Here is a 22886-nt window from a genome sequence, read left to right on the forward strand (position 1 = left end):
GGTCAGTCCCCTCTTCTTCCTGCTCGCAAGGCGGCGATGATTTCGTCTACACGCCGGCGAGCTGCATCTATGCCACGACCGGTATCGACAATGAAGTTCGCCCGCCGACGCTTTTCCGCGTCCGGAACCTGGCGGGAGAGGATCATGGCGAATTTCTCCTCCGTCATTCCGGGGCGCTCAAGGACCCGCTTTCTCTGGACCTCGGCGTCTGCACTCACGACGACGACAACATCGACGCGTTTTTCTCCGCCCGTTTCGAAAAGGAGCGGAATGTCGAGAACGACCATATCGTCTCCGGCCTCGCGGCGTCGTTCGAGGAATTCGACCTCACGCGCACGAACAAGCGGATGAACGATTGCCTCAAGCTCTTTGAACTTAGCCGGATTCTTCGCCAGATTCTCCGCCAAGATAGATCGATCGACATTCCCCTCGATAACAGCATCGGGGAAGACCTCACGGATGGGTTCCACGGCGTCGCCGTGATAGAGCTCATGGACTACCTGATCGGCATCGTTGACTGCGATGCCCGCGTCGGCGAAGAGCCCGGCAGTGGTCGACTTACCCATGCCGATCGATCCTGTCAGGCCGATCACGATCATTAATGTTTCTCCATGTCGGCAATGATCAGGGCGCGGAGTTCCGCGTCGACCACCGGCTTTTTGCCGAACCACTTTTCAAACCCTGGTACCGCCTGGTGAAGGAGCATGCCGAGACCATCGACGATCGGAACACCCACCCTTTCAGCCTGAAGCAGAAAGGGTGTCTTCAGCGGTACATAGACAATGTCGGTGGCCACTGCCCCATCGGCAAGAGCAGCGAACGGCAGTTCGGGCGCCGGCTCACCGTCCATTCCGAGCGAGGTCGTGTTGACGAAGAAGTTCGCTCCTGTCATCAGTTCGCCGCAAGCGGCAAACGGATGAGCCCGGACTTTAGCGCCGAAGCGATCGGCCAATTCCCTTGCCCGTTCGATCGACCGGTTGACCACATGGATCTCGGCAAAGCCGCGTTCCCGGAGCGCCTGTATCACTGCGCGGCTGGCGCCTCCAGCACCGAGGACGACGGCGCTGCCCCCTCTATCCCAACCCGGATGACGATCATCGAGATTCGCCAAGAAGCCAATGCCGTCGGTGTTCGTCGCGATCAGCCGCCCGCCTTCGAGCCATAAGGTGTTGGCCGCCCCAAGCTCCTCCGTAAGCGCGTCGGTCTGGTCAGCGAGACCATAGGCCGTCTCCTTGTGAGGGATCGTAACATTGCCACCGCAGAAGTCGCATGTTCCGTCCTTGAGGCTATTCACGAAGGCGGCAAAGGCGTCCGGCGCTACCTCAATGCGTTCATAACTGCCGGCGATGGCGAGCTTGTTGAGCCAATGGGTATGGATCAGCGGAGAGCGCGAATGCTTGATCGGGTAGCCGACGACGAAAGCCCGATGGTTAATTGTTTCACGTGAATCAGACATTCAGCACCCCTAATGAACGAAGCTCCGACAGGAGCGGCAATAGAGGTAGGCCCAGGACGGTAAAGTAGTCACCGACAATATCGTCGAAGAGCTGGATGCCGATACCTTCCAGCTGATAACAGCCGACGCTTCGCATCACCGCATCACCACATCGATCAAGATAGTCCTCCAGGAATGCATCAGAGAAATCGCGCATCGTAAGATCGGCAACCGACAAATTCCGCCAGATCTCCTTTCCGTCGCTTACCAGCACCACAGCACTGTTCAACCTGTGAGTCCTGCCCCGCAGCGTAGCCAAATTGGCTCGCGCTTCGTCGCGGTTTACGGGCTTGTGATAGACACGCTCGCCCAACGACATTGTCTGATCGCAGCCGACAACCAGGCAACCCACATTACGAGTGCTGACATCCAGTGCTTTACGAAGAGCAAGTTCTAGCGCAAGTTCACCCGGACCGAGGGCCCTGTGCGCGATGTCTTGCTCTACCGCTCGTTCATCGATCTGCGCCGCTTCGGCCTGAAAAGAGAGCCCGGCATTCTCCATCAACATCCGGCGTGACGAACTTGCGGACGCAAGCACGAGTGTCTGTGGCATGCCGATCGCCTCCTCTGGTCAATACGATGCGGGATTCGGCTTATCGCAGCTTCACCCGCAGGGCAACGATTGCGGCGGCCGTCTCTTCAATGGAGCGGCGTGTCACATCTATAAGCGGCCAGTTGTTCCGCGCGCAGAGCGAGCGTGCATACTTCAGTTCCTCGGCAATCGTCGCCCGATCGGTGTAGTCGCTCCGGTCGTAGCCGGGCGTTGCCCCCAGTTCGCGATTTTCGCGGACCTGAGAAATGCGATCCGATGTCGCGATCAATCCGACGATCAAGGGCTTCTTCGCCTTCAACAGGTTGTCCGGCAGAGGGACACCGACAACGATCGGAATATTGGCCGTCTTTATGCCGCGGTTGGCAAGGTAGATGCTGGTCGGTGTCTTCGACGTTCGGCTGATCCCGATAATAACAACGTCGGCTTCATCATAACCGTCAGGCGCCTGCCCGTCGTCATGATCCATCGTGAAATTCAGTGCCTCGATGCGCGCAAAATATTCAGCGTTCAAGACATGCTGCGCACCAACCCTGCCCCGCGACGGGGTCCCGAGATAGGACTGGAATTTCTCGATGACCGGCGCAAGGACATTGACGCTCGGAAGCCCCATCTCGCGGCATGTCGTCTCCAGCAGGTTCGCAAGATCGGGATCCACGATGGTGTAAAGCACGATGCCGGGTTCATCGTCGATCGCCTGCAGCACAGGCAACAGCTGTTTCTTCGAGCGGATCAGTGGATACACGTGCTCGATCGCGTTGGAGAACTTGAACTGGGCTGCAGCCGCCCGACCCGTGGAGATGAGAGTCTCACCCGTCGAGTCAGAAATGAGATGAAGATGGAAGAAGTTTTTGCGGTTCTCCACGTTCTTCTCACCCACCTGTTGATAATCCCGGACAAGGAGAGGTAGCGGTCCGACCGAGCCGGAGGCAAGAGGAAAAGTGCCGACTTATCCACATCGGCGGGTTGCCGGGTCGGTTTTTTGGCAGGCTGTGGATTGTGGTAAGAAGCCGCAGTAGCCACAAGAGATTCACAGCTTTTCCACAGAACTATGCCAATAGGGATCATTCAGCAAAGTACTGAATTTCCAACAGAAACAGCAATTGTTCGCGGACTTTTCCATAGACGGGTGAGAGAACTGATCTGGTGGCGTCAATGCTCACCTTCTCGGGGTGGATCTGTGGAGCCGGTTTAAAGCTTGATACTCACAGACTCTTAGAAATAGAAGAAGATTCAATTCTCTTTTCTTTTTTGAAAGGGCTTAGGCCTTGAGCACTCCCGAACGAAAAATCCTCGGCGTCCTGAACGGCAAGACCGTGACACCACCGCCGATCTGGCTGATGAGACAGGCAGGGCGCTATCTTCCGGAATATCGTGAGACACGTGCCAAGGCCGGCAGCTTCCTCGATCTCTGTTATACGCCAGACTTCGCCGTCGAGGTGACGCTGCAGCCGATCCGTCGTTATGCCTTCGATGCCGCCATTCTGTTTTCGGATATCCTGGTCATCCCGGATGCTTTGAAGCGAAATGTGAGGTTCAGCGAGGGTCACGGCCCGCAGATGGACCCGATCGACGAGATTGGTATCCGCCAACTGGTCGCCGGCGATTTCATGAAACATCTGGACCCGGTGATCGAAACCGTGCGCCGTCTTCGGAACGACCTCCCTGCTGAGACCACGCTTCTCGGTTTCTGCGGCGCGCCGTGGACAGTTGCCACCTACATGATCGCCGGCCATGGAACGCCGGATCAGGCCCCTGCCCGTCTGTTCGCCTACCGCCATCCTGAAGCGTTCGAATATCTCCTGAATTTCCTCGCGGAGATGTCGGCGACCTACCTGGTGGCGCAGATCGATGCCGGTGCCGATGCTGTGCAGATCTTCGATTCCTGGGCCGGCGTGCTCGGCGAAGAAGAATTTGATCGCTACTGCGCCAGGCCGGTGGCTCGAATCATCGCCAGCGTACGGGCCCAGCGGCCAGATGCGAAGGTCATCGCCTTTGCCAAGGGGGCGGGTTTGCTCTTGCGCGACTATCGTCAGAAGACAAAGGCAGACGCGATCGGCCTCGACTGGACGGTACCCTTGAGCTTTGCAGCCGAATTGCAGAAGGAAGGCCCTGTTCAGGGAAATCTCGATCCGATGCGGGTCGTTGCAGGCGGGACGGCGCTTGAGGAAGGCGTAGACCGGATTCTGGACAAGCTCGGCAACGGTCCGCTCATCTTCAATCTCGGCCACGGCATTACACCCCAGGCCGATCCAGAACACGTGACGGCGCTGATCAACCGTGTTCGTGGCAAAGGGGTATAGGCGTGACTACTGAGCGGCAGACCAGCGCGAAGGCGGGGCGAAAGGCGGCATTCAGGGCTGCCACGGCGCTGCTTTTCTTTGGAGCAATTGCGGTTGCGGTGGCAGTCTTCGGTGCAGATGCGGCTTATCCCTGGATCAAGGCACTGCATGTGATCGCCGTGATCTCCTGGATGGCCGGCATGCTGTACATGCCACGGCTGTTCATCTATCACAGCGACAGTAAGCCGGATTCGGACCAGGCCCACACATTCTCGATCATGGAGGAGCGGCTGCTCAAGGTCATCATGAACCCCGCCATGATCATTTCGTGGGTTCTGGGTCTCTATATCGCCTGGACTGTCTTCGGGTTTCAGGGGGGCTGGCTTCATGCGAAACTTGCCGCGGCGTTCGCCCTTTCTGGCGTTCACGGCTACTTCGCCAAGGCGGTGAGGTCCTTTGGTAACGGAAACTACGTCAGGACACCGCGTTTCTGGCGCCTGATGAATGAGTTGCCGACGCTTTTGATGATCGTCATCGTCGCGCTGGTGATTGTCAAACCGTTCTGAATCAGTTCGGTGACGGGTCGATATTTTCGATAAATTCTGCTTTTCGCTTGCGGGGCACAGGCGGACTCGCTATTTTCGCGCCATCTCATCTTATCGGCTTGCGTAGCATTCAGTCATTTGCGGCCTTCGCGGATCGTACCGAATTCACCCGGCTCGCCTTCCCCTTAAAAAAATAGAACGTGGTCCTTCTTCATGGCTGAAATGAAGCTACAAGAACTCAAAAGCAAATCGCCGACTGATCTCCTGACGTTTGCCGAATCGCTGGAAGTTGAAAATGCCAGCACTATGCGCAAGCAGGAGCTGATGTTTGCGATCCTCAAGATGCTTGCCAGCCAGGATGTGGAAATCATCGGCGAAGGCGTCGTTGAAGTTCTGCAGGATGGCTTCGGATTCTTGCGTTCGGCCAATGCAAACTACCTGCCCGGTCCGGATGATATCTATATCTCCCCCTCGCAGATCCGCCGCTTCTCCCTGAAGACCGGCGATACGGTCGAGGGCCCGATCCGCGGCCCGAAGGAAGGCGAGCGCTATTTCGCGCTTTTGAAGGTCAACACGATCAATTTCGAGGATCCGGAAAAGATCCGTCACAAGGTCCATTTCGACAACTTGACGCCGCTCTATCCGAACGAGCGCTTCAAGATGGAACTCGACGTTCCGACGTCCAAGGATCTGTCGGCGCGCGTGATCGACCTGGTCGCCCCGCTCGGCAAGGGGCAGCGCGGTTTGATCGTCGCGCCGCCGCGTACTGGTAAGACAGTACTGCTGCAGAACATTGCACACTCGATCACCGCCAACCATCCGGAATGCTACCTGATCGTTCTACTGATCGACGAGCGTCCGGAAGAAGTCACCGACATGCAGCGTTCGGTGCGCGGTGAAGTCGTGTCCTCCACCTTTGACGAACCGGCCGTCCGGCACGTGCAGGTCGCGGAAATGGTCATCGAGAAGGCAAAGCGTCTTGTCGAACACGGGCGCGACGTTGTTATCCTGCTCGATTCGATCACCCGTCTCGGTCGCGCCTACAACACGGTCGTCCCCTCTTCCGGTAAGGTTCTGACCGGCGGTGTCGACGCAAACGCACTGCAGCGCCCGAAGCGCTTCTTCGGTGCCGCCCGTAACATCGAAGAAGGCGGTTCGCTGACGATCATCGCGACCGCGCTCATCGATACCGGCAGCCGCATGGACGAAGTCATCTTCGAAGAATTCAAGGGTACCGGTAACTCCGAAATCGTTCTCGATCGCAAGGTCGCGGACAAGCGCATCTTCCCGGCGATGGACATTCTCAAATCCGGTACGCGCAAGGAAGATCTGCTGGTGCCGCGCCAGGACCTCCAGAAGATCTTTGTCCTGCGGCGCATTCTGGCGCCCATGGGCACTACCGATGCCATCGAATTCCTGATCGACAAGCTCAAGCAGACGAAGAACAATGGCGATTTCTTCGACTCGATGAATACCTGACCTCATAGAGGTATTCAGGTTTGGTGACGTATGAGCGAGCGGCGGGGCAACCTGCCGCTCGATTCGGTTCCGGTATGTTCTGTGCTACTGAATAGGCCAATAGCCATGCACCTTTCCCGAACGGAAACAATTTTCGCGCTGTCGTCCGGTGCGCCGCCATCAGGCGTCGCGGTGGTTCGCGTCAGCGGGCCTTCCTGCGAAGCCATTTGCACCGCGATGGCTGGTTCTGTGCCGGAACAGCGGCAGGCCGCGCTCCGAGCGATTCGTACCCGTAATGGCTTATTGCTGGATCAGGGACTTGTTCTCTGGTTTCGCGGTCCCAATTCCTTTACCGGTGAAGATTGCTTGGAATTTCAAATACATGGCGGACGCGCTCTGGTGCGGGCCGTGTTGGAAGAACTCTCTGGCTTTCCAGATTGCCGGCTCGCGGAGGCCGGTGAATTCTCCCGTCGCGCCTTTGAGCACGGAAAATTGGATCTCGTCGAGATTGAAGGCCTTTCGGACCTCCTTGCAGCCGACACCGAGATGCAGCGGCGTCTGGCGATCGAACAGAGTTCTGGACACCTGTCTGCCGTCTATGAAGGCTGGCGGGAGAAGTTGGTATTTGTACGTGCAATGATCGAGGCGGAACTCGATTTTTCCGATGAAGGCGATATCCCCGGATCGGTGTCCGAGCGGGTCTGGGGGGACATGTCGAAGCTGGTCGAGGAGTTGGAGCACGTCCTGGCGGGTCTGAAGACCGGCGAGATCATTCGGGACGGTTACAAGGTTGTTATTGCCGGCAGGCCGAATGCTGGCAAGTCGAGCTTGATGAACAGGTTGGCGGGACGCGACGTGGCGATCGTCACCGAATATGCTGGCACGACGCGAGACGTCCTGCACTGCGAGCTCGATATCGGTGGTTTCGCTGTCCACTTTTACGATACCGCCGGTTTGCGGGATACAGATGAACCCGTTGAGCGGTTGGGGATCTCGCGCGCGCTGGAGAAGCTCGAGGAAGCGGATCTTGTGCTGCTGCTTGTCGAGGTTTCGGACCACGAGGAGTTTTCCGTGCCTTTGTCAGACAACCAGGCGTTTTTGGTGGTGCGGACGAAGGCCGACGTACTTACCGATTCGGATCCGAAACCAGAGTGTGACGTTTTGCTTTCCAGTGAGACGGGGGCCGGGCTCGACGAACTGAGGCGGCGTATTCAACAATCCGTCGAGGAGAGGGTGGGCGCGTTTTCTCTTGCGATTCCCAGCCGGTTGAGGCATGGACAGCGACTTCAGGAGGCCCTGGATGAAATGAGAATTGCCATTTCTGGGCAAAACCTTGGTCTGGAGATCAGGGCCGAGCACCTGAGACGCGCTTCCGACTGTCTCGGCAGGATCACCGGGCGGATCGATGTAGAGATGTTACTCGGAAAGATCTTTTCGGAGTTCTGCGTCGGCAAGTGATTCACGTGAAACACTGATTCCTGCGTTTGCAACCGGGGACACAGCGAGGACAATGACATGACCGACGATAACTTTGATGTCGTCATCATCGGCGGTGGCCATGCTGGTGCTGAGGCGGCCAGTGCGGCTGCTCGTGTCGGTGCGCGCACAGCACTCGTGACACACCGTGCGGACACGATCGGGGCTATGTCTTGTAATCCTGCCATAGGCGGCCTCGGAAAGGGCCACCTTGTCCGCGAGATTGACGCGCTCGATGGTATCATGGGGCGCTGCGCGGACTTCGGCGGCATTCAGTTTCGCATGCTGAACAGAAAGAAGGGGCCGGCTGTGTGGGGGCCGCGGACCCAGGCAGATCGCAAGCTCTATCGCAACGCCGTTCAGTTGGCCCTTGCGGAGACAGAGGGTTTGACGATCGTTGAAGGGGATGTGGTTTCCTTCACTCGCGACGAGGATGGGATCCGCGCTGTTCAATTATCCGACGGAAGGGAGATTGGCTGTCGGGCGATCGTGGTTACCAGCGGTACGTTCCTGCGGGGCCTGATCCACATCGGTGACGTCAAGATTCCGGCAGGGCGCGTTGGTGAAGCACCTTCTTTGGGCCTGAGCGAGGTATTGCTTTCGGCTGGGTTGGAGCTTGGTCGGTTGAAGACCGGGACGCCGGCGCGCCTGGATGGCAAGACGATCGACTGGGCGTCGCTGGACCGGCAGGAAGCCGATTCGGATCCGATACCATTCTCGTTCTTGACGGAAAAAATAGCCAATCCACAGATCGCCTGTGGTATTACGCGCACGACGGTGGCAACGCATGACGTCATTCGGAGTAATATACATCGATCGGCGATGTATTCCGGTCAAATTGAAGGCGTTGGACCGCGATATTGTCCGTCCATTGAAGACAAGATTATGCGATTTGGTGATCGCGACGGCCATCAGATTTTTCTTGAGCCGGAGGGATTGGACGACGATACTGTTTATCCAAACGGAATTTCTACGTCGCTTCCTGAAGATGTTCAGGAAGCTTATATCCGAACGATCCCTGGACTGGAGAAGGTTCGAATTCTTCAGCCCGGATATGCTATTGAATATGACTATGTCGATCCGCGTGAACTGGGTCCGACACTGGAGGTCAAGAGGATCCCCGGTCTTTTCCTGGCAGGCCAGATCAATGGAACGACCGGTTATGAGGAGGCCGCTGCGCAAGGTCTCGTTGCCGGCCTGAATGCCGCGCGCCTCGCTTGCGGTCAGGGTGGCTACGTTTTTAGTCGCACCCAGTCTTATATCGGGGTGATGATTGACGATCTGACGTCAAATGGCGTGACAGAGCCCTATCGGATGTTTACATCTCGAGCGGAGTATCGTCTGACGCTTCGTTCTGACAATGCTGATATGCGCCTTACGCCGGTCGGTCTTGAGCTTGGCTGCGTCGGTCTGGAGCGTAGGAAGCGGTTTGATGAATACCGCAAGGCGCGGGTCGCTACGATGGATGTTCTTGAGGGCTTGGTCGTCACGCCGAACGAAGCGGCGGCCAAGGGGATCGTGGTCAACCAGGACGGACGCCGCCGCTCAGGTCGCGAGCTCCTTTCCTATCCCGACATCCAGTGGAGTGACCTCTGCGTTTTGTGGCCCGAGCTCTCCACTGTTTCGGCTCGGGTGTCAGAAGCGGTGTCGATTGACGCCCTGTATTCTGCCTATATTGATCGTCAATCGGCAGATATTGCCGACGTTCAACGAGAGGAAGACCGCCTCATTCCGGAGCTTTTTGACTATGAGTCGCTGCCCGGTCTGTCAAACGAGCTAAGACTGAAGTTGAGCGCTGCTCGGCCACGAAACATTGCCCAGGCCAAGAAGATCAACGGCATGACACCGGCAGCCGTCTCGCTGCTGATTGGCTATTTGCGTAAATACGAGCCTTTGAGGAAGACGGGTTAAGCATGTCTGTCAAACAGATTTCCGATCTCATCGGACTTAACGTTTCACGTGAAACGTTTGAAAGGCTTGAACGCTTTGCGAGTCTCTTTCAAAAGTGGGCTGCCACGATAAATCTGGTCGCACCTTCGACTGTGGGAAACATGTGGTTGCGACACATCGCGGACAGCGCTCAGATCTATAAGATCACTCCGGAACCGAAACGGTGGATTGATCTTGGAAGTGGCGGGGGATTTCCGGGCGTCATTACTGCTATCCTGCAGACCGAAAGTGGCAAGGGATGGGTTGATCTGGTCGAAAGCAACCACAAGAAGGCCAGTTTCCTGCGGACGGCGTTGACGGAGACCGGAGCCCGCGGGTCCGTGCACGCCATCCGAATTGAAGATGCGGCCGAAAAGTTGCGTGAATGTGACGCGATCTCGGCTCGGGCGTTGGCTGATCTGGATCAGCTGTTGGCCTTTGCCGAGCCCTGGGCTTTGCGCAATCCGTCCATGCGTTGCTATTTTCACAAAGGCCGGGATTATCAGGCCGAAATCGACAAAGCGCGTGGCCGCTGGGACTTCGATCTGGTAATACACAGAAGCGCGATCGAGCCGGATTCAGTAATTCTTGAGTTGGCCGGTGTCACGCGCGGGGTTCAACCAGTGTCAGGTGTGGAATGACCGTCGAAAAGAACCGCATCATCACGATTGCAAACCAGAAAGGTGGCGTCGGCAAGACGACGACCGCGATCAACCTCGCGACGGCACTTGCCGCCATCGGTGAGCGTGTGTTGATCGTCGATCTCGACCCCCAGGGCAACGCCAGTACCGGTCTCGGCATCGATCGTCGGGATCGTAAGCTCTCTTCCTATGACGTACTGGTCGGTACGCATACCGTTGCCGATTCGGCGCTGGATACCGCCGTGCCCAATCTTGCAATCGTTCCGTCGACCCTTGACCTGCTGGGTTTTGAAATGGAGATCGCGCAGCAGGCAGACCGTGTTTTCCGCCTCAAGAAGGCACTCAATGCGGACGATGCCCTGCAGTACAGCTACGTCCTCCTCGATTGCCCGCCGTCCTTCAACCTGTTGACTATGAATGCCATGGCCGCAGCGCATTCGGTGCTTGTGCCGCTGCAGTGCGAGTTCTTTGCCCTCGAAGGGCTCAGCCAGCTGCTCGAGACGATCAACCAGGTACGCCATACCGTCAATCCGACCCTCGATATTCAGGGCATCGTCCTGACGATGTTCGATGCGCGCAACAATCTTGCCCAACAGGTGGTCAGCGATGTGCGCATGCATTTGGGTGAAAAGGTCTATACGACACTTATTCCGCGCAATGTTCGCGTTTCTGAGGCGCCGTCCTACGGCAAGCCGGCGATCCTCTATGACCTGAAGTGCGCCGGCAGCCAGGCCTATCTGCAGTTGGCATCCGAGGTCATCCAGCGGGAAAGACAGCGTAAGGCGGCTTGAGCCTTGCGGTCCAGTAACGAGGTATAGTGTATGAGTGACGACATTTCCAAGCGCCGCCTGGGTCGCGGTCTGGCGGCCCTGATCGGTGAAATGGATCAGCCGGTTCCGGTCGGCGAGACGCGCCCCAGCGTGAACCCCGACCGCACGGTGCCGATCGAATTCGTCTCTCGCAATCCGAAGAATCCGCGCCGCTATTTCGACGAGGCCGAGCTGCAGGATCTGGCCGGCTCGATCCGTCAGCATGGTATCGTCCAGCCGGTCGTCGTGCGGACCCGCGATAAAGACAGGTTTGAAATCATAGCCGGCGAAAGACGTTGGCGCGCCGCTCAACTGGCTGGATTGGTTGAGATTCCGGTGATCGTTCGAGATGTTGACGACCGCACCGCCCTGGAGCTTGCGATCGTCGAGAACGTCCAGCGTGCGGATCTCAATCCGTTGGAAGAGGCACTCGGCTACGAACAGCTGATTGCCGAGCACGGCTATACGCAGAATGACCTTGGCGAGATTATTGGCAAGAGCCGGAGCCATGTGGCCAATAGTCTTCGTCTGCTGAAGCTGCCTGATCCGGTCCGCGACATGCTCGCCGATGGAAGCCTGTCGGCTGGCCATGCCCGTGCGCTCGTTTCCACACCCGATCCGGTTACGTTGGCGAAGACCATCGCATCCAAGGGCCTTTCGGTGCGTGATGCCGAAAAGCTCGCCCAGACCCATATCAAGGCTCAGAACACGCCGCCGGCCGAGCCGCGTGAACCGAGGGATTCGGATACCATTGCGCTTGAGCGCAGCCTGACGGATCGCCTTGGCCTTGCGGTTGCCATCAATCACAAGGGCAATGGCGGTCAGATCAAGATCGCCTACAAGACGCTCGATCAACTCGAAGAGATTTGCCGTCTGCTCGAAGGGCGCGCGTGAGCCTCGCTCAGGCGCGGCGATTGCGCCGCGCCGACTGCAGTGTGGTTGCGAGCAAGGTCTGGAGTGCCAGATTGTCCTCCAGGGCCTGCTTCTGGCGGGTCTGAAGGATCGCGGACTGGATCCGGCTCGCCTCTCTGCTCAGATCCCTAGCGTTCCAGTTGCGCAAAGTGCGCTCAATGATCGGCTTTCGCCGGAAATGAATGCCACGTCCCAGCGATTGCATCACCTGGCTCGCCTGGCTCTGGCGTTCTTCCATCTCGTTGCGCATCTGTTCGAGTTGCTGGAACTGTCGCATGCAGGACTGCAGGACAAGGAAGACCGGTGTCTTGGACGTGACGATCTTCTGGATCGCATGGAGGAAAGCATCTGGCTCGCCGCTCAGCACGGCATCCACGACCTCGTCGGTGGAGATTGCGCTCGCATCGCCAATGATTTCGATGACGTGCTGTTCATCGATCATTGGCTCGTGCAGGCAATAGAGCAGAAGCTTGCGGATTTCGTTGCGCGATGCAATCCGGTCGCCACCGAGCGATTCCTGCAGCGCTTCCCGAGCCGCTGGGGTGATCCGCTGGCCCGCAGCCGCAAGTTCAGCGTCGATCAGGGCATTGATCGCACGGGCATCGTCTTGATAGCAGGGAATCGTGGCAATTGCGCGGGATGCCTCGGCCACCTTGCGAAGCGCCGATCCCTTCTTGAGGTCTCCGGCTTCGATAATGACGTGACTGGTCTCAGGCGGCGTCTCCGACAGAAACTGGAGCGCATCGACCAGCCCCTTCTCGTTTGCCGCACCCCGGATCCAGATCAGCTTCTCTCCGCCGAACAGACCAAACGAGTTTACTTCGTCCATCACTCGACCCGGGTCGGACTGGATATCACCGATGTCGAGCCGAATCAGGGCAAAGCTGTCGGCGAGATCCACGCCGGTCGATCCGGCAATCTGTGCCGCGCGCTCCGCGACTAACCCTCTGTCGGGGCCGTAGATCACGAAAATGCGATAGAATCGTACCGACTTCTGCAGGAAGCCTTCGAATTCGTGAGACTTGATCTCCGCCATGGTTCCGGCCGCCTCAGCGTCCGAGAACCATGGAAAGATCGGCGCGGATCAGCTCGGCAAGCTCGCGCGCACCGCGGTTTTCGGCGTCCCGAATGGCACGAAGCTTGGCGAATTCCTGGAAGGGGAAGTCGACAAGGGCAACCGTCTTGCGCGTTCCGACCTTCAAGACGGTGCCGTCCGAAACCCGCTCCAGGATGTAATTGCCGCTGACAAGCACGCGACCGGTCTGCGCGACGGTCGATTGGGAATCGAGTACCTCGCCGGCACTGGAGCTGACCTTGAGCTTGACGCGATATTGCGGCGACGCAGGCTCGCCCGAGCCGCCGCCAGTCATGAAGATGAGCTGGTTACGCACTTCGAGTTCCACGCGCGATGTCGCGTCGGAATAGGCGATCGCGCCCAGGTTTGCCTGGGTCGCAGCCGTTTCATTATAGAGCGGCCTTACCTGGCAAGATGCCACAAGCGCCGTGAATGCGAGGCACAGCGCCAGGCTCAACCGGCGAGCCGGCACGCGGACGGGGTCAAACGACAATGTTCACAATCCTCAACGGAACGACGATGATCTTCTTCGGAGCCTGCCCGTTCAGGGCGGACTTCACGGTATCGAGCGCGAGAACCGCGTCCTTTACCGCATCTTGGTCCGCGTCGCGGCTGATTGTCAATTCAGTGCGTTTCTTGCCGTTGATCTGGACGGGAAGCACGACCTCGTCGAGCTGCACCAGGCTGGGCTCGAATTCGGGCCAGGCAGCGGTTGCCACCATGCCCTTACGGCCTATCACCTGCCAGCACTCCTCCGCTAGATGCGGTGTCATCGGGCTGATCAGCTGAATGAGGATCTCGGTGGCGTTCTTGACTGCAGCCGTAAAGACCGTGTCGGTCTTGCCGGCTGCGACTTCGGTCAAGGGGCCGGCCAGGGCGTTGACCAGCTCATAGATGCGCGCCACCGCCTTGTTGAAGGCCAGTTTGTCATAATCGCTCTGGACTGCGGCCAGCGTGCGATGGGCAACCTGCGAAACGGCAAGTGCGGCGCCATCCTTAGCCGGATTCGCGACAACAGATTTCATGGTTTCGGCGGCCTCGGCGATCAGGCGCCAGACACGCTGGACGAAGCGGTGCGATCCTTCCACACCGGCTTCGGACCAGATGACGTCGCGATCCGGGGGCGAGTCGGACAAGACGAAGAAACGTGCCGTGTCGGCACCGTAGGAGGCGATGATATCGTCCGGATCGACGACGTTCTTCTTCGACTTTGACATCTTCTCAATGGAGCCGATGCTGACTTCTTCGCCGCTCGAGAGCAAGAAGGCCTTGCGGGCGCCGTCGACTTCTTCAATGCGGATGTCGGCCGGGGCGACCCATTGGCCCTGCGCACCGGCGCCCAGCTTATAGGTCTCATGTACGACCATACCCTGGGTGAAGAGGCCCTTGAAGGGCTCGCTCAGGTTCACATGGCCGGTTTCGCGCATCGCGCGGGTGAAGAAGCGCGAATACAGCAGATGCAGGATCGCGTGTTCGATGCCGCCGATATACTGATCGACCGGCAACCAATGGTCGGCGATCGCCGGCACAGTCGGCAGATCCTCGCGCGGCGCTGTGAAGCGGGCAAAGTACCAGCTCGAATCCACGAAGGTGTCCATCGTGTCGGTTTCGCGCCGGGCATCCTTGCCGCATTGCGGGCAGGCGACATGGCGCCACGTGGCATGGCGATCGAGCGGGTTGCCGGGCACGTCGAAGGTCACGTCGTCCGGCAGCTGCACCGGCAGGTCTTTCTTCGGCACGGGCACGACGCCGCAGACCTCGCAGTGGATCACGGGGATCGGGCAGCCCCAATAGCGCTGGCGGGAGATACCCCAGTCTCGCAGGCGGAAGTTCACCTTGCGCTCGCCCTGCGGCGCATTGCCCAAGAGGGTTGCGGAGAGCTTGTCGGCGACCGTTGCGAATGCCTGCTCGGTGTCGAGACCGTCGAGGAAACGCGAGTTGATCATCACGCCGTCGCCGTCATAGGCGGTATCGCCAACCACAAACGTCGCCGCATCGCCATCCTTCGGCATGACGACCGGTACGACAGGCAGATCGTACTTGCGGGCGAAATCGAGATCGCGCTGGTCGCCGGACGGGCAACCGAAGATCGCACCGGTGCCGTAGTCCATCAGGACGAAGTTGGCGACGTAGACCGGCAGTTCCCAGGAGGTGTCGAAGGGATGACGTACCTTCACGCCGGTGTCGATGCCCTTCTTTTCGGCGGTCTCGAGCGCGGCGAGCGAGGTACCGGCGCGCCGGCACTCGTCGCAGAAGGCTGCAACATCGGCGTTCTTTTCGGACACGGCCTTGGCCAGCGGATGATCGGCGGCGATGGCCAGGAAGGAGGCACCGAACAGCGTGTCCGGGCGTGTCGTGTAGACGGTAACCTCACTGTGGCCTGCAGGGGCGGAACCGGCGATCTCCCAACGCAGGGTCAGACCCTCGGAGCGGCCGATCCAGTTCTTCTGCATCAGCCGAACCTTCTCCGGCCACTGGTCGAGCGTGTCGAGCGCATCGAGCAAATCCTGGCTGAAATCCGTGATCTTAAAGAACCATTGGACGAGGTCACGCTGTTCGACCAGGGCGCCGGAGCGCCAGCCGCGTCCGTCGATGACCTGCTCGTTGGCGAGCACGGTGTGATCGACCGGATCCCAGTTCACCTTCGACTGCTTGCGGTAGACGAGGCCCTTCTCCAACATGTCGAGGAACAGGTACTGCTGGCGATGATAGTATTCGACATCGCAGGTCGCGAACTCACGGGACCAGTCGAGCGAGAGGCCCATGGACTTCAGCTGGCCGCGCATGGTGGCGATGTTCTGGTAGGTCCATTCCTTGGGATGTACCTTGTTCTGCATGGCTGCGTTTTCCGCAGGCATGCCGAAGGCGTCCCACCCCATTGGGTGGAGAACGTTAAAGCCGCGGGCGCGTTTGTAGCGCGCGACGACGTCGCCCATCGCGTAGTTGCGGACATGGCCCATGTGGATGCGTCCCGACGGATAGGGGAACATCTCGAGGACGTAGTACTTCTCGCGCTTGTCGTTGTTGTCGGTGACGAAGACGCCTGCGTCGGACCATTTCGCCTGCCAGCGTGGTTCGGCGTCGCGCGGATTGTAACGTTCGGTGGCCATATTCTGCATTTCCGGAATAGCAAGGAAGGATGGGCGTGACCTTCACCACGAAACCGGCCAAGCGTCAAGTTTTCGAGGCCATTGCGGCCATTTGGGCATGGCTGCTAGAAGCTATCTTCAATGCGTCGTTTTCGAGGCCTTGGCAGTGTTGCTGCCGGATCGCCTGACGCGTGACAGATCAGACAAGGAACGGATGCGGACATGAGCGTTGAGGACAGGCTGGCGGATATTCTGGCGCGGATGAAGAAGGCGGCTGCCGAGGCGAATCGTAAGCCGGATTCCGTGCAGCTCGTTGCCGTGTCGAAAACGTTCGACGCCGACGATGTTCGCCCGGTCATCGCTACCGGACAGCGTGTCTTCGGCGAAAACAGGGTCCAGGAAGCGCAGGGAAAATGGCCGGCGCTCAAGGCCGAGACCGATGGGCTGGAACTCCACCTGATCGGGCCGCTTCAATCGAACAAGGCGGCCGATGCGGTCGCGCTCTTCGACGTGATCGAGACTGTCGATCGCGAGAAGATCGCCCGTGCGCTTGCGGAGGAAGGGAAGCGCCAAGGCCGGATGCCGCGCTTCTACGTTCAGGTGAACACCGGGCTCGAGCCCCAGAAGGCGGGTATCGCTCCGGATGATGTCGACGCCTTTGTGCGGCTGTGCCGGGACGAGATCGGCTTACCGGTGGAAGGACTTATGTGTATTCCGCCGGCAGACGAAAACCCCGGTCCGCACTTCGCATTGCTGGCCAGCATCGCGGCACGGAACGGCCTCGAAAAGCTGTCCATGGGCATGTCGGGCGATTTTGAAACCGCCATTGCCTTCGGGGCGACGAGCGTGCGCGTCGGTTCCGCCATCTTCGGTTCGCGTTGATGCAACTTTTGCGCCTTAAGTATCTCTCGATGTAATCATCGCGGGTATACCGCTTTGGTCTGGCTTTCCAGATCAAGGCCTGCTCCCTAATATTGCGACAAAATTTCAAAAGTCTCGCGTCGCATCGGGAGGAATTCATGCAAGGCAAGTATTTGGAAACCTATCAGTCGTGGATGGGTGACCCTGAGGCATTCTGGAAGACCCAGGCGGACCGGCTCGACTGGTTCAAGCCCGCCGAAAAGGTCTTTGATCCTGAGGCAGGCGTTTATGGCCGCTGGTTTGTCGGAGCAGAAACCAATACCTGCCACAACTGCCTGGATCGCCACGTCGCGACCGGTCGCGGCGAGCAGAAGGCGGTCATCTATGACAGCCCGATGACCGGCGCGAAGAAGAGCTACAGCTTCGACGAGGTTCTTGTGGAAGTGAAGGCAATCGCTGCCGTTCTCAAGAACCACGGAATCGGCAAGGGCGATCGGGTAATCATCTACATGCCGATGATCCCGGAAGCGGTGTTTTCGATGCTGGCCTGCGCCCGTATTGGCGCCGTGCACTCGGTCGTCTTCGGCGGCTTCGCCGCGCATGAGCTCGCGACCCGCATCGACGACTGCAACGCCAAGGCCGTGATCAGCGCGAGCTGTGGTCTCGAACCCGGACGCATCGTTCCCTACAAGCCACTGCTCGACCATGCGGTGGACATGGCAAAGGTAAAGCCGGAATACTGCTTCGTGCTTCAGCGCGACGAACTGCATGCACCGTTGCGGTACGAACACGGCGACGTCGATTTCGCCAAGGCCGTCGAAGTCGAACGCGTCAACGGCACCGAGGTCGCCTGCGAGCCGGTCGCGGCAACCGATCCGCTCTACGTACTCTACACGTCCGGCACGACCGGTCAGCCGAAGGGCGTCGTTCGCGACAACGGCGGCCATATGGTGGCGCTCGCCTGGACCATGGAAAACATCTACGGCGTGAAGCCCGGCGAAGTCTTCTGGGCAGCTTCGGACATCGGCTGGGTCGTGGGGCACTCCTACATCGTCTACGGTCCCCTGCTCGCTGGCAACACCACGATCATCTTCGAGGGCAAGCCGGTCGGCACGCCGGATGCCGGAACCTTCTGGCGGGTGGTTGCCGATCACGACGTCAAGGCGCTCTTCACCGCGCCGACGGCCTTCCGTGCGATTCGCCGTGATGATCCGGATGGCGATTTCGTTCGCAAACATGACATCTCCGGCTTGCGCGCGCTCTTCCTCGCCGGCGAACGCGCCGATCCAGAGACGATCAAGTGGGCAGAGAAGATGCTCAAGGTTCCGGTCATTGACCACTGGTGGCAGACGGAAACCGGCTGGCCGATCGCAGCCAACCCGGCAGGCCTCGGTCTTCTTCCGGTGAAGTACGGCTCCCCGGCCGTGCCTATGCCCGGCTATGCGGTCGACGTGCTTGATGACGCCGGTCATCCGGTGCCGCGCGGGACGCTCGGCAACATCGTCGTCAAGCTTCCGCTGCCGCCCGGGTGCCTCGTGACCTTCTGGAATGCGGACGAGCGCTTCCGCTCGTCCTGCCTTGAGGAGTTTCCGGGTTACTACAAGACGGCCGATGCCGGTATTGTCGACGAGGACGGGTATGTCTTCGTCATGGCTCGCACCGACGACATCATCAACTGCGCCGGACATCGCCTGTCGACCGGCGCAATGGAAGAGGTCTGCGCGATGCATCCGGATGTGGCCGAATGCGCTGTCATCGGCATCGCCGACGAGCTCAAGGGCCAGATCCCCTGCGGTTTCCTGGTGCTGAAGCACAACGTCAACCGGGACTTCTCCGTCATCCAGCGTGAAGTTGTTCAGCTGGTGCGCGACGAGATCGGTCCGGTTGCGGCGTTCAAGACGGTGATGAAGGTCGAGCGCCTGCCGAAGACCCGCTCCGGCAAGATCCTGCGCGGTACCATGCAGAAAATCGCCGACGGCATGCCATGGAAGATGCCGGCGACGATCGATGATCCGGCGATCCTCGATGAGATCACGGACGTTCTCAAGAAGCATGGTCACGGCTGAGGCCGATCAGGCGACAGGAACGCCGAGAAACCACGAAGCGAAGCGGGAAACCGCTTCGCCAAGTTCTGCCGTCGTGATCAGAAAATAGCGCGTATTACCCCTGCTCTCTACGCCCGAGCGCCGCAGTCGCCACGGAAGTCGTGGTCTCGCCTATTGATCACGATACCGAATGCCATGACGAAAAACCCCGGAGGGCAGGCCCTCCGGGGTTCAGATACCTAATTGATAGCCGAAGCAGGATCAGAAGCGATCGTCGTCTTCGTCCTGGTTGCGGTCGGACTTGAGCGACTGCAGCTTGGAGAAGACGGCGTTGACGTCGATTTCCTTCTCTTCCTCGCGTTCATAGCTGAAGCCGAGGTTCTCAGTTTCGTTTGCAGACTGCAGGGTCGCGCCAAGTTCGGCAGCGGTCGGCAGCGGTCGGCCCTTCGAGGCCTTCTCGACCTCCATGTCCAGATCGATCTGGCTGCAGAGGCCGAGCGTGACCGGATCCATGGGCGTCAGGTTGGTCGAGTTCCAGTGCGTGCGGTCGCGGATCTGCTCGATCGTCGACTTGGTCGTGCCGACGAGCCGCGAGATCTGGGCGTCCTTCAGTTCCGGATGGTTGCGCACCAGCCAGAGAATGGCGTTCGGGCGATCCTGGCGCTTGGAAACTGGCGTGTAGCGCGGGCCGCGGCGCTTGCTGTCGGGAACGCGAACCTTCGGCTCCGATAGCTTGAGCTTGTGGTTCGGATCCTTCTCGGCGCGGGCGATCTCGTCGCGCGAAAGCTGGCCGGTGGCGATCGGATCGAGACCCTTGATGCCCTGCGCCGCTTCGCCGTCCGCGATCGCCTTCACCTCGAGCGGGTGGAGCTTGCAGAACTGCGCGATCTGGTCGAATGACAGCGCGGTATTGTCGACAAGCCATACGGCCGTCGCCTTTGGCATGAGCAATGTCTGGGCCATGGAAACAATCCTTCTCTGCGTCCGCGCCGTGGGTCGCGGGCCGTGGTTTAAGCCACAATTTCTGGGAAATCACATGTCTTATACCCGCAATGTAGCGTAATTGCAATTCTTGAAGCCGCGAATGACCTTTGTCTAATTGCTGTGTGCTTTTGAACTGCTATGAATGTTCGTCAGGGGTCACGGGAGGAGAACCTGCGACCCGACACATAATTGGCGCGTCAACATGAGGAGGTGTTCATGTCAGCCAAAACCTATCCGGTGCTGAAGTCGGCAAAGAGCCGTGCCCTGATCGACAAGGACAAGTACCTGAAGTGGTACGAAGACAGCATCGAGAACCCGGAAAAGTTCTGGGACAAGCATGGCAAGCGGATCGACTGGTTCAAGCCTTACACCAAGGTCAAGAACACCAACTTCAAGGGCAAGGTCTCGATCAAGTGGTATGAGGACGGCCTGACCAACGTCTCCTACAACTGCATCGACCGTCACCTGAAGACCCATGGCGAGCGCACGGCGATCATCTGGGAAGGCGACAACCCCTATATTGACAAGAAGATTACCTACAACCAGCTCTACGATCACGTCTGCCGCCTCGCCAACGTCCTGAAGGATCAAGGCGTCAAGAAGGGCGATCGCGTCACCATCTACATGCCGATGATCCCGGAGGCGGCCTATGCGATGCTCGCTTGCGCCCGCATCGGTGCGATTCACTCGGTGGTGTTCGGTGGCTTTTCTCCCGACGCCCTGGCCGGCCGTATCGTCGACTGCGAGTCCACCTTCGTCATCACCTGTGATGAAGGCCTGCGCGGCGGCAAGCCGGTGCCGCTCAAGGAAAACACAGACACCGCGATCGACATTGCAGCCAAGCAGTATGTGATCGTCAACAAGGTTCTCGTCGTCCGCCGCACCGGCGGCAAGATCGGCTGGGCGCCGGGCCGCGACCTCTGGTATCATGAGGAAACTGCCAAGGCGAAGCCGGATTGCCCGCCTGTCAAGATGAAGGCGGAAGATCCGCTGTTCATTCTCTACACCTCCGGTTCGACCGGCAAGCCGAAGGGTGTCGTCCACACGACCGGCGGCTATCTCGTCTATGCCTCGATGACGCACGAATACGTCTTCGACTACAAGGACGGCGAGATCTACTGGTGCACCGCGGACGTGGGCTGGGTTACGGGCCACTCCTATATCGTCTACGGACCGCTGGCGAACTGCGCCACTACGCTGATGTTCGAGGGCGTGCCGAATTTCCCCGACCAGGGACGCTTCTGGGAAGTCATCGACAAGCACAAGGTCAACGTCTTCTATACAGCACCGACGGCCATCCGTTCGCTGATGGGCGCGGGCGACCAGTTCGTCAAGAGATCCTCTCGCTCGAGCCTTCGTCTCCTCGGTTCGGTCGGCGAGCCGATCAATCCGGAAGCTTGGGAATGGTATTACAACGTAGTCGGCGAGCAGAAGTCGCCGATCGTCGATACTTGGTGGCAGACCGAAACAGGGGGCATCCTGATCACCCCGCTGCCGGGCGCGACCGATCTCAAGCCGGGCTCGGCGACCCTTCCGTTCTTCGGGGTCAAGCCGCAGTTGGTCGACAATGAGGGTAACGTGCTCGAGGGCGCCACCGATGGCAATCTCTGCATCACCGACAGCTGGCCGGGCCAGGCGCGCTCGATCTATGGCGATCACCACCGCTTTGCCGAGACCTATTTCTCCACCTACAAGGGGAAATACTTCACCGGCGACGGCTGCCGCCGCGACGAAGACGGCTATTACTGGATCACCGGGCGCGTGGACGACGTTCTGAACGTCTCTGGCCACCGTCTCGGCACTGCGGAAGTGGAATCGGCTCTGGTGTCGCACCACTTCGTCTCCGAAGCGGCCGTCGTCGGTTACCCGCATTCCATCAAGGGTCAGGGCATCTACTGCTATGTCACGCTGATGGCCGATCACGATGGCGACGAGGCGCTTCGTCAGGAGCTCATCAAGCATGTCCGCGCGGAGATCGGCCCGATCGCAACGCCGGACAAGATCCAGTTTGCTCCCGGCCTGCCGAAGACCCGCTCCGGCAAGATCATGCGGCGTATTCTGCGAAAGATCGCCGAGGACGATTTCGGCGCGCTTGGCGATACCTCGACGCTCGCCGATCCGGGCGTCGTCGACGATCTGATCGCGAACCGTCAAAACAAGAGCGCCTGATCGCTTCCTGTTTCAGAAGTCCCCCTTGAGCCCCTCTGCCTCGCGCATTGGGGCTCTTTTTTCATGAACAGCGCGGCGTCTTCTTGTGGCCGCCGCGATAAGGCTCGGCGAGCCCTTCGGCAAGCAGGGTGGTGGTGGGATCGCTGCCATTGGCCAGCCGTATGGCTGCGACCACCCGGCCGTAATACTTGTCACCCGAAATATCGGTCAAAGACACGAGCGGCGAGGCGGCCAGCAGCTCGGAAAGCACTGCCTGGGCCTCAAGGGCGGCATGGCGTGTTGCAGGACAGTGCGATTTGAGTTCCGGCGCGTCGATTCCACGCAGGCGCACATATGTGGTCACACGATGATCCGGCCAGGGCATGGCGCTCACCAGGACGGTATCGCCGTCAATGACGCGAACCAGTTCTGCAGCGACCGGTCCGGCAATCCGCTCGGCGGCGTGGAGAGTACCTGTTGTGCCGGGTGCACTGATCAGGATGACGGCAAGGAACGCGCGCCGGAAAGGATGAGTTCGCATGGATATGGAACATATTCCTATCATGCGACCCAATCAATAGGCTTTT

Annotated in this window: 20 protein-coding genes; 11 read left to right on the forward strand and 9 right to left on the reverse strand. The window is 59.2% G+C overall.

Features of this window, described 5'->3' with window-relative positions; genetic code table 11:
- Positions 1 to 2: 2 nt before the first annotated feature.
- From coaE to ACX93L_RS16745, 4 genes are read right to left on the reverse strand one after another with little or no spacing between them, the layout of a single operon-like run.
- Complete coding sequence (coaE, locus tag ACX93L_RS16730; RefSeq protein ID WP_459405877.1) at positions 3 to 599, reverse strand: dephospho-CoA kinase; 597 nt, start codon at positions 597 to 599, stop codon at positions 3 to 5.
- A complete protein-coding gene (locus tag ACX93L_RS16735) occupies positions 599 to 1456 on the reverse strand; it encodes a shikimate dehydrogenase (protein WP_459405878.1) in 858 nt (285 codons plus the stop codon). The genes coaE and ACX93L_RS16735 overlap by 1 nt, the downstream gene beginning before the upstream one ends.
- The gene (locus ACX93L_RS16740) at positions 1449 to 2048 is read right to left on the reverse strand and encodes a Maf-like protein (protein WP_459405879.1); all 600 of its coding nucleotides are present in this window, start codon (positions 2046 to 2048) and stop codon (positions 1449 to 1451) included. Before ACX93L_RS16740 ends, ACX93L_RS16735 begins: the two co-directional genes overlap by 8 nt.
- 40 nt (positions 2049 to 2088) lie before the next feature.
- Positions 2089 to 2910, reverse strand: coding sequence for a pyruvate, water dikinase regulatory protein (locus ACX93L_RS16745; protein WP_169594005.1), 822 nt, complete (start codon positions 2908 to 2910; stop codon positions 2089 to 2091).
- 403 nt (positions 2911 to 3313) lie between these two features.
- Here ACX93L_RS16745 and hemE point away from each other — a divergent pair, with 403 nt between their 5' ends.
- The 8 genes from hemE (at position 3314) to ACX93L_RS16785 (ending at position 12079) form a co-directional block, all read left to right on the forward strand.
- A complete protein-coding gene (hemE, locus tag ACX93L_RS16750; protein WP_459405880.1) occupies positions 3314 to 4348 on the forward strand; it encodes a uroporphyrinogen decarboxylase in 1035 nt (344 codons plus the stop codon).
- A gap of 2 nt (positions 4349 to 4350) precedes the next feature.
- A complete protein-coding gene (gene hemJ, locus ACX93L_RS16755; protein ID WP_459405881.1) occupies positions 4351 to 4893 on the forward strand; it encodes a protoporphyrinogen oxidase HemJ in 543 nt (180 codons plus the stop codon).
- 192 nt (positions 4894 to 5085) lie between these two features.
- A complete protein-coding gene (rho, locus tag ACX93L_RS16760; RefSeq protein WP_185808999.1) occupies positions 5086 to 6351 on the forward strand; it encodes a transcription termination factor Rho in 1266 nt (421 codons plus the stop codon).
- A gap of 105 nt (positions 6352 to 6456) precedes the next feature.
- On the forward strand, positions 6457 to 7788 hold the full coding sequence (mnmE, locus tag ACX93L_RS16765; RefSeq protein WP_459405882.1) for a tRNA uridine-5-carboxymethylaminomethyl(34) synthesis GTPase MnmE: 1332 nt from the start codon (positions 6457 to 6459) through the stop codon (positions 7786 to 7788).
- Between the two features lie 57 nt (positions 7789 to 7845).
- Positions 7846 to 9717, forward strand: coding sequence for a tRNA uridine-5-carboxymethylaminomethyl(34) synthesis enzyme MnmG (gene mnmG / locus ACX93L_RS16770; RefSeq protein ID WP_459405883.1), 1872 nt, complete (start codon positions 7846 to 7848; stop codon positions 9715 to 9717).
- A gap of 2 nt (positions 9718 to 9719) precedes the next feature.
- Complete coding sequence (rsmG, locus tag ACX93L_RS16775) at positions 9720 to 10376, forward strand: 16S rRNA (guanine(527)-N(7))-methyltransferase RsmG (protein WP_459405884.1); 657 nt, start codon at positions 9720 to 9722, stop codon at positions 10374 to 10376.
- Positions 10373 to 11167 carry a ParA family protein gene (locus ACX93L_RS16780; RefSeq protein WP_459405885.1) on the forward strand — a complete coding sequence of 265 codons (795 nt, stop codon included), beginning with the start codon at positions 10373 to 10375 and terminating at the stop codon, positions 11165 to 11167. The genes rsmG and ACX93L_RS16780 overlap by 4 nt, the downstream gene beginning before the upstream one ends.
- Before the next feature lie 30 nt (positions 11168 to 11197).
- Positions 11198 to 12079, forward strand: a complete 882-nt coding sequence (locus tag ACX93L_RS16785) for a ParB/RepB/Spo0J family partition protein (RefSeq protein WP_459405886.1) — start codon at positions 11198 to 11200, stop codon at positions 12077 to 12079.
- Between the two features lie 7 nt (positions 12080 to 12086).
- On the opposite strand, the gene holA is transcribed toward ACX93L_RS16785, so the two are convergent.
- From holA to leuS, 3 genes are read right to left on the reverse strand one after another with little or no spacing between them, the layout of a single operon-like run.
- Positions 12087 to 13133, reverse strand: coding sequence for a DNA polymerase III subunit delta (gene holA, locus ACX93L_RS16790; RefSeq protein ID WP_459405887.1), 1047 nt, complete (start codon positions 13131 to 13133; stop codon positions 12087 to 12089).
- 13 nt (positions 13134 to 13146) lie between these two features.
- A complete protein-coding gene (locus ACX93L_RS16795; protein ID WP_459405888.1) occupies positions 13147 to 13665 on the reverse strand; it encodes a hypothetical protein in 519 nt (172 codons plus the stop codon).
- Entirely contained in the window at positions 13655 to 16282 is a 2628-nt protein-coding gene (gene leuS / locus ACX93L_RS16800; RefSeq protein WP_459405889.1) for a leucine--tRNA ligase, read from the reverse strand. The genes ACX93L_RS16795 and leuS overlap by 11 nt, the downstream gene beginning before the upstream one ends.
- A gap of 201 nt (positions 16283 to 16483) precedes the next feature.
- Between leuS and ACX93L_RS16805 the strand changes: the two genes are divergently transcribed.
- Entirely contained in the window at positions 16484 to 17143 is a 660-nt protein-coding gene (locus ACX93L_RS16805; protein WP_459405890.1) for a YggS family pyridoxal phosphate-dependent enzyme, read from the forward strand.
- A 137-nt stretch (positions 17144 to 17280) separates the two neighbouring features.
- Positions 17281 to 19188 carry a propionyl-CoA synthetase gene (locus ACX93L_RS16810; RefSeq protein WP_459405891.1) on the forward strand — a complete coding sequence of 636 codons (1908 nt, stop codon included), beginning with the start codon at positions 17281 to 17283 and terminating at the stop codon, positions 19186 to 19188.
- A gap of 240 nt (positions 19189 to 19428) precedes the next feature.
- On the opposite strand, the gene ACX93L_RS16815 is transcribed toward ACX93L_RS16810, so the two are convergent.
- Positions 19429 to 20130 (reverse strand): DUF1013 domain-containing protein, encoded by a 702-nt coding sequence (locus ACX93L_RS16815; RefSeq protein WP_459405892.1) that lies wholly within the window; start codon positions 20128 to 20130, stop codon positions 19429 to 19431.
- 237 nt (positions 20131 to 20367) lie between these two features.
- Here ACX93L_RS16815 and acs point away from each other — a divergent pair, with 237 nt between their 5' ends.
- Positions 20368 to 22320 (forward strand): acetate--CoA ligase, encoded by a 1953-nt coding sequence (gene acs / locus ACX93L_RS16820; protein WP_169593163.1) that lies wholly within the window; start codon positions 20368 to 20370, stop codon positions 22318 to 22320.
- Between the two features lie 61 nt (positions 22321 to 22381).
- Here the strand turns inward: acs and ACX93L_RS16825 are convergent, their stop codons facing one another.
- Positions 22382 to 22840, reverse strand: coding sequence for a thermonuclease family protein (locus ACX93L_RS16825; RefSeq protein WP_459405893.1), 459 nt, complete (start codon positions 22838 to 22840; stop codon positions 22382 to 22384).
- Positions 22841 to 22886: the final 46 nt, after the last annotated feature.

This window comes from Rhizobium sp. CAU 1783 (assembly GCF_054551725.1).

Bases quoted from the DNA above. Each gene is read 5' to 3' on its own strand.
- ACX93L_RS16810 (WP_459405891.1), top strand. From the start codon at position 17,281: ATGCAAGGCAAGTATTTGGAAACCTATCAGTCGTGGATGGGTGACCCT.
- ACX93L_RS16740 (WP_459405879.1), bottom strand. From the start codon at position 2,048: ATGCCACAGACACTCGTGCTTGCGTCCGCAAGTTCGTCACGCCGGATG.
- ACX93L_RS16815 (WP_459405892.1), bottom strand. From the start codon at position 20,130: ATGGCCCAGACATTGCTCATGCCAAAGGCGACGGCCGTATGGCTTGTC.
- mnmG (WP_459405883.1), top strand. From the start codon at position 7,846: ATGACCGACGATAACTTTGATGTCGTCATCATCGGCGGTGGCCATGCT.
- mnmE (WP_459405882.1), top strand. From the start codon at position 6,457: ATGCACCTTTCCCGAACGGAAACAATTTTCGCGCTGTCGTCCGGTGCG.
- leuS (WP_459405889.1), bottom strand. From the start codon at position 16,282: ATGGCCACCGAACGTTACAATCCGCGCGACGCCGAACCACGCTGGCAG.
- ACX93L_RS16825 (WP_459405893.1), bottom strand. From the start codon at position 22,840: ATGCGAACTCATCCTTTCCGGCGCGCGTTCCTTGCCGTCATCCTGATC.
- coaE (WP_459405877.1), bottom strand. From the start codon at position 599: ATGATCGTGATCGGCCTGACAGGATCGATCGGCATGGGTAAGTCGACC.
- rho (WP_185808999.1), top strand. From the start codon at position 5,086: ATGGCTGAAATGAAGCTACAAGAACTCAAAAGCAAATCGCCGACTGAT.
- ACX93L_RS16805 (WP_459405890.1), top strand. From the start codon at position 16,484: ATGAGCGTTGAGGACAGGCTGGCGGATATTCTGGCGCGGATGAAGAAG.
- ACX93L_RS16735 (WP_459405878.1), bottom strand. From the start codon at position 1,456: ATGTCTGATTCACGTGAAACAATTAACCATCGGGCTTTCGTCGTCGGC.
- acs (WP_169593163.1), top strand. From the start codon at position 20,368: ATGTCAGCCAAAACCTATCCGGTGCTGAAGTCGGCAAAGAGCCGTGCC.
- ACX93L_RS16785 (WP_459405886.1), top strand. From the start codon at position 11,198: ATGAGTGACGACATTTCCAAGCGCCGCCTGGGTCGCGGTCTGGCGGCC.
- ACX93L_RS16780 (WP_459405885.1), top strand. From the start codon at position 10,373: ATGACCGTCGAAAAGAACCGCATCATCACGATTGCAAACCAGAAAGGT.
- rsmG (WP_459405884.1), top strand. From the start codon at position 9,720: ATGTCTGTCAAACAGATTTCCGATCTCATCGGACTTAACGTTTCACGT.
- holA (WP_459405887.1), bottom strand. From the start codon at position 13,133: ATGGCGGAGATCAAGTCTCACGAATTCGAAGGCTTCCTGCAGAAGTCG.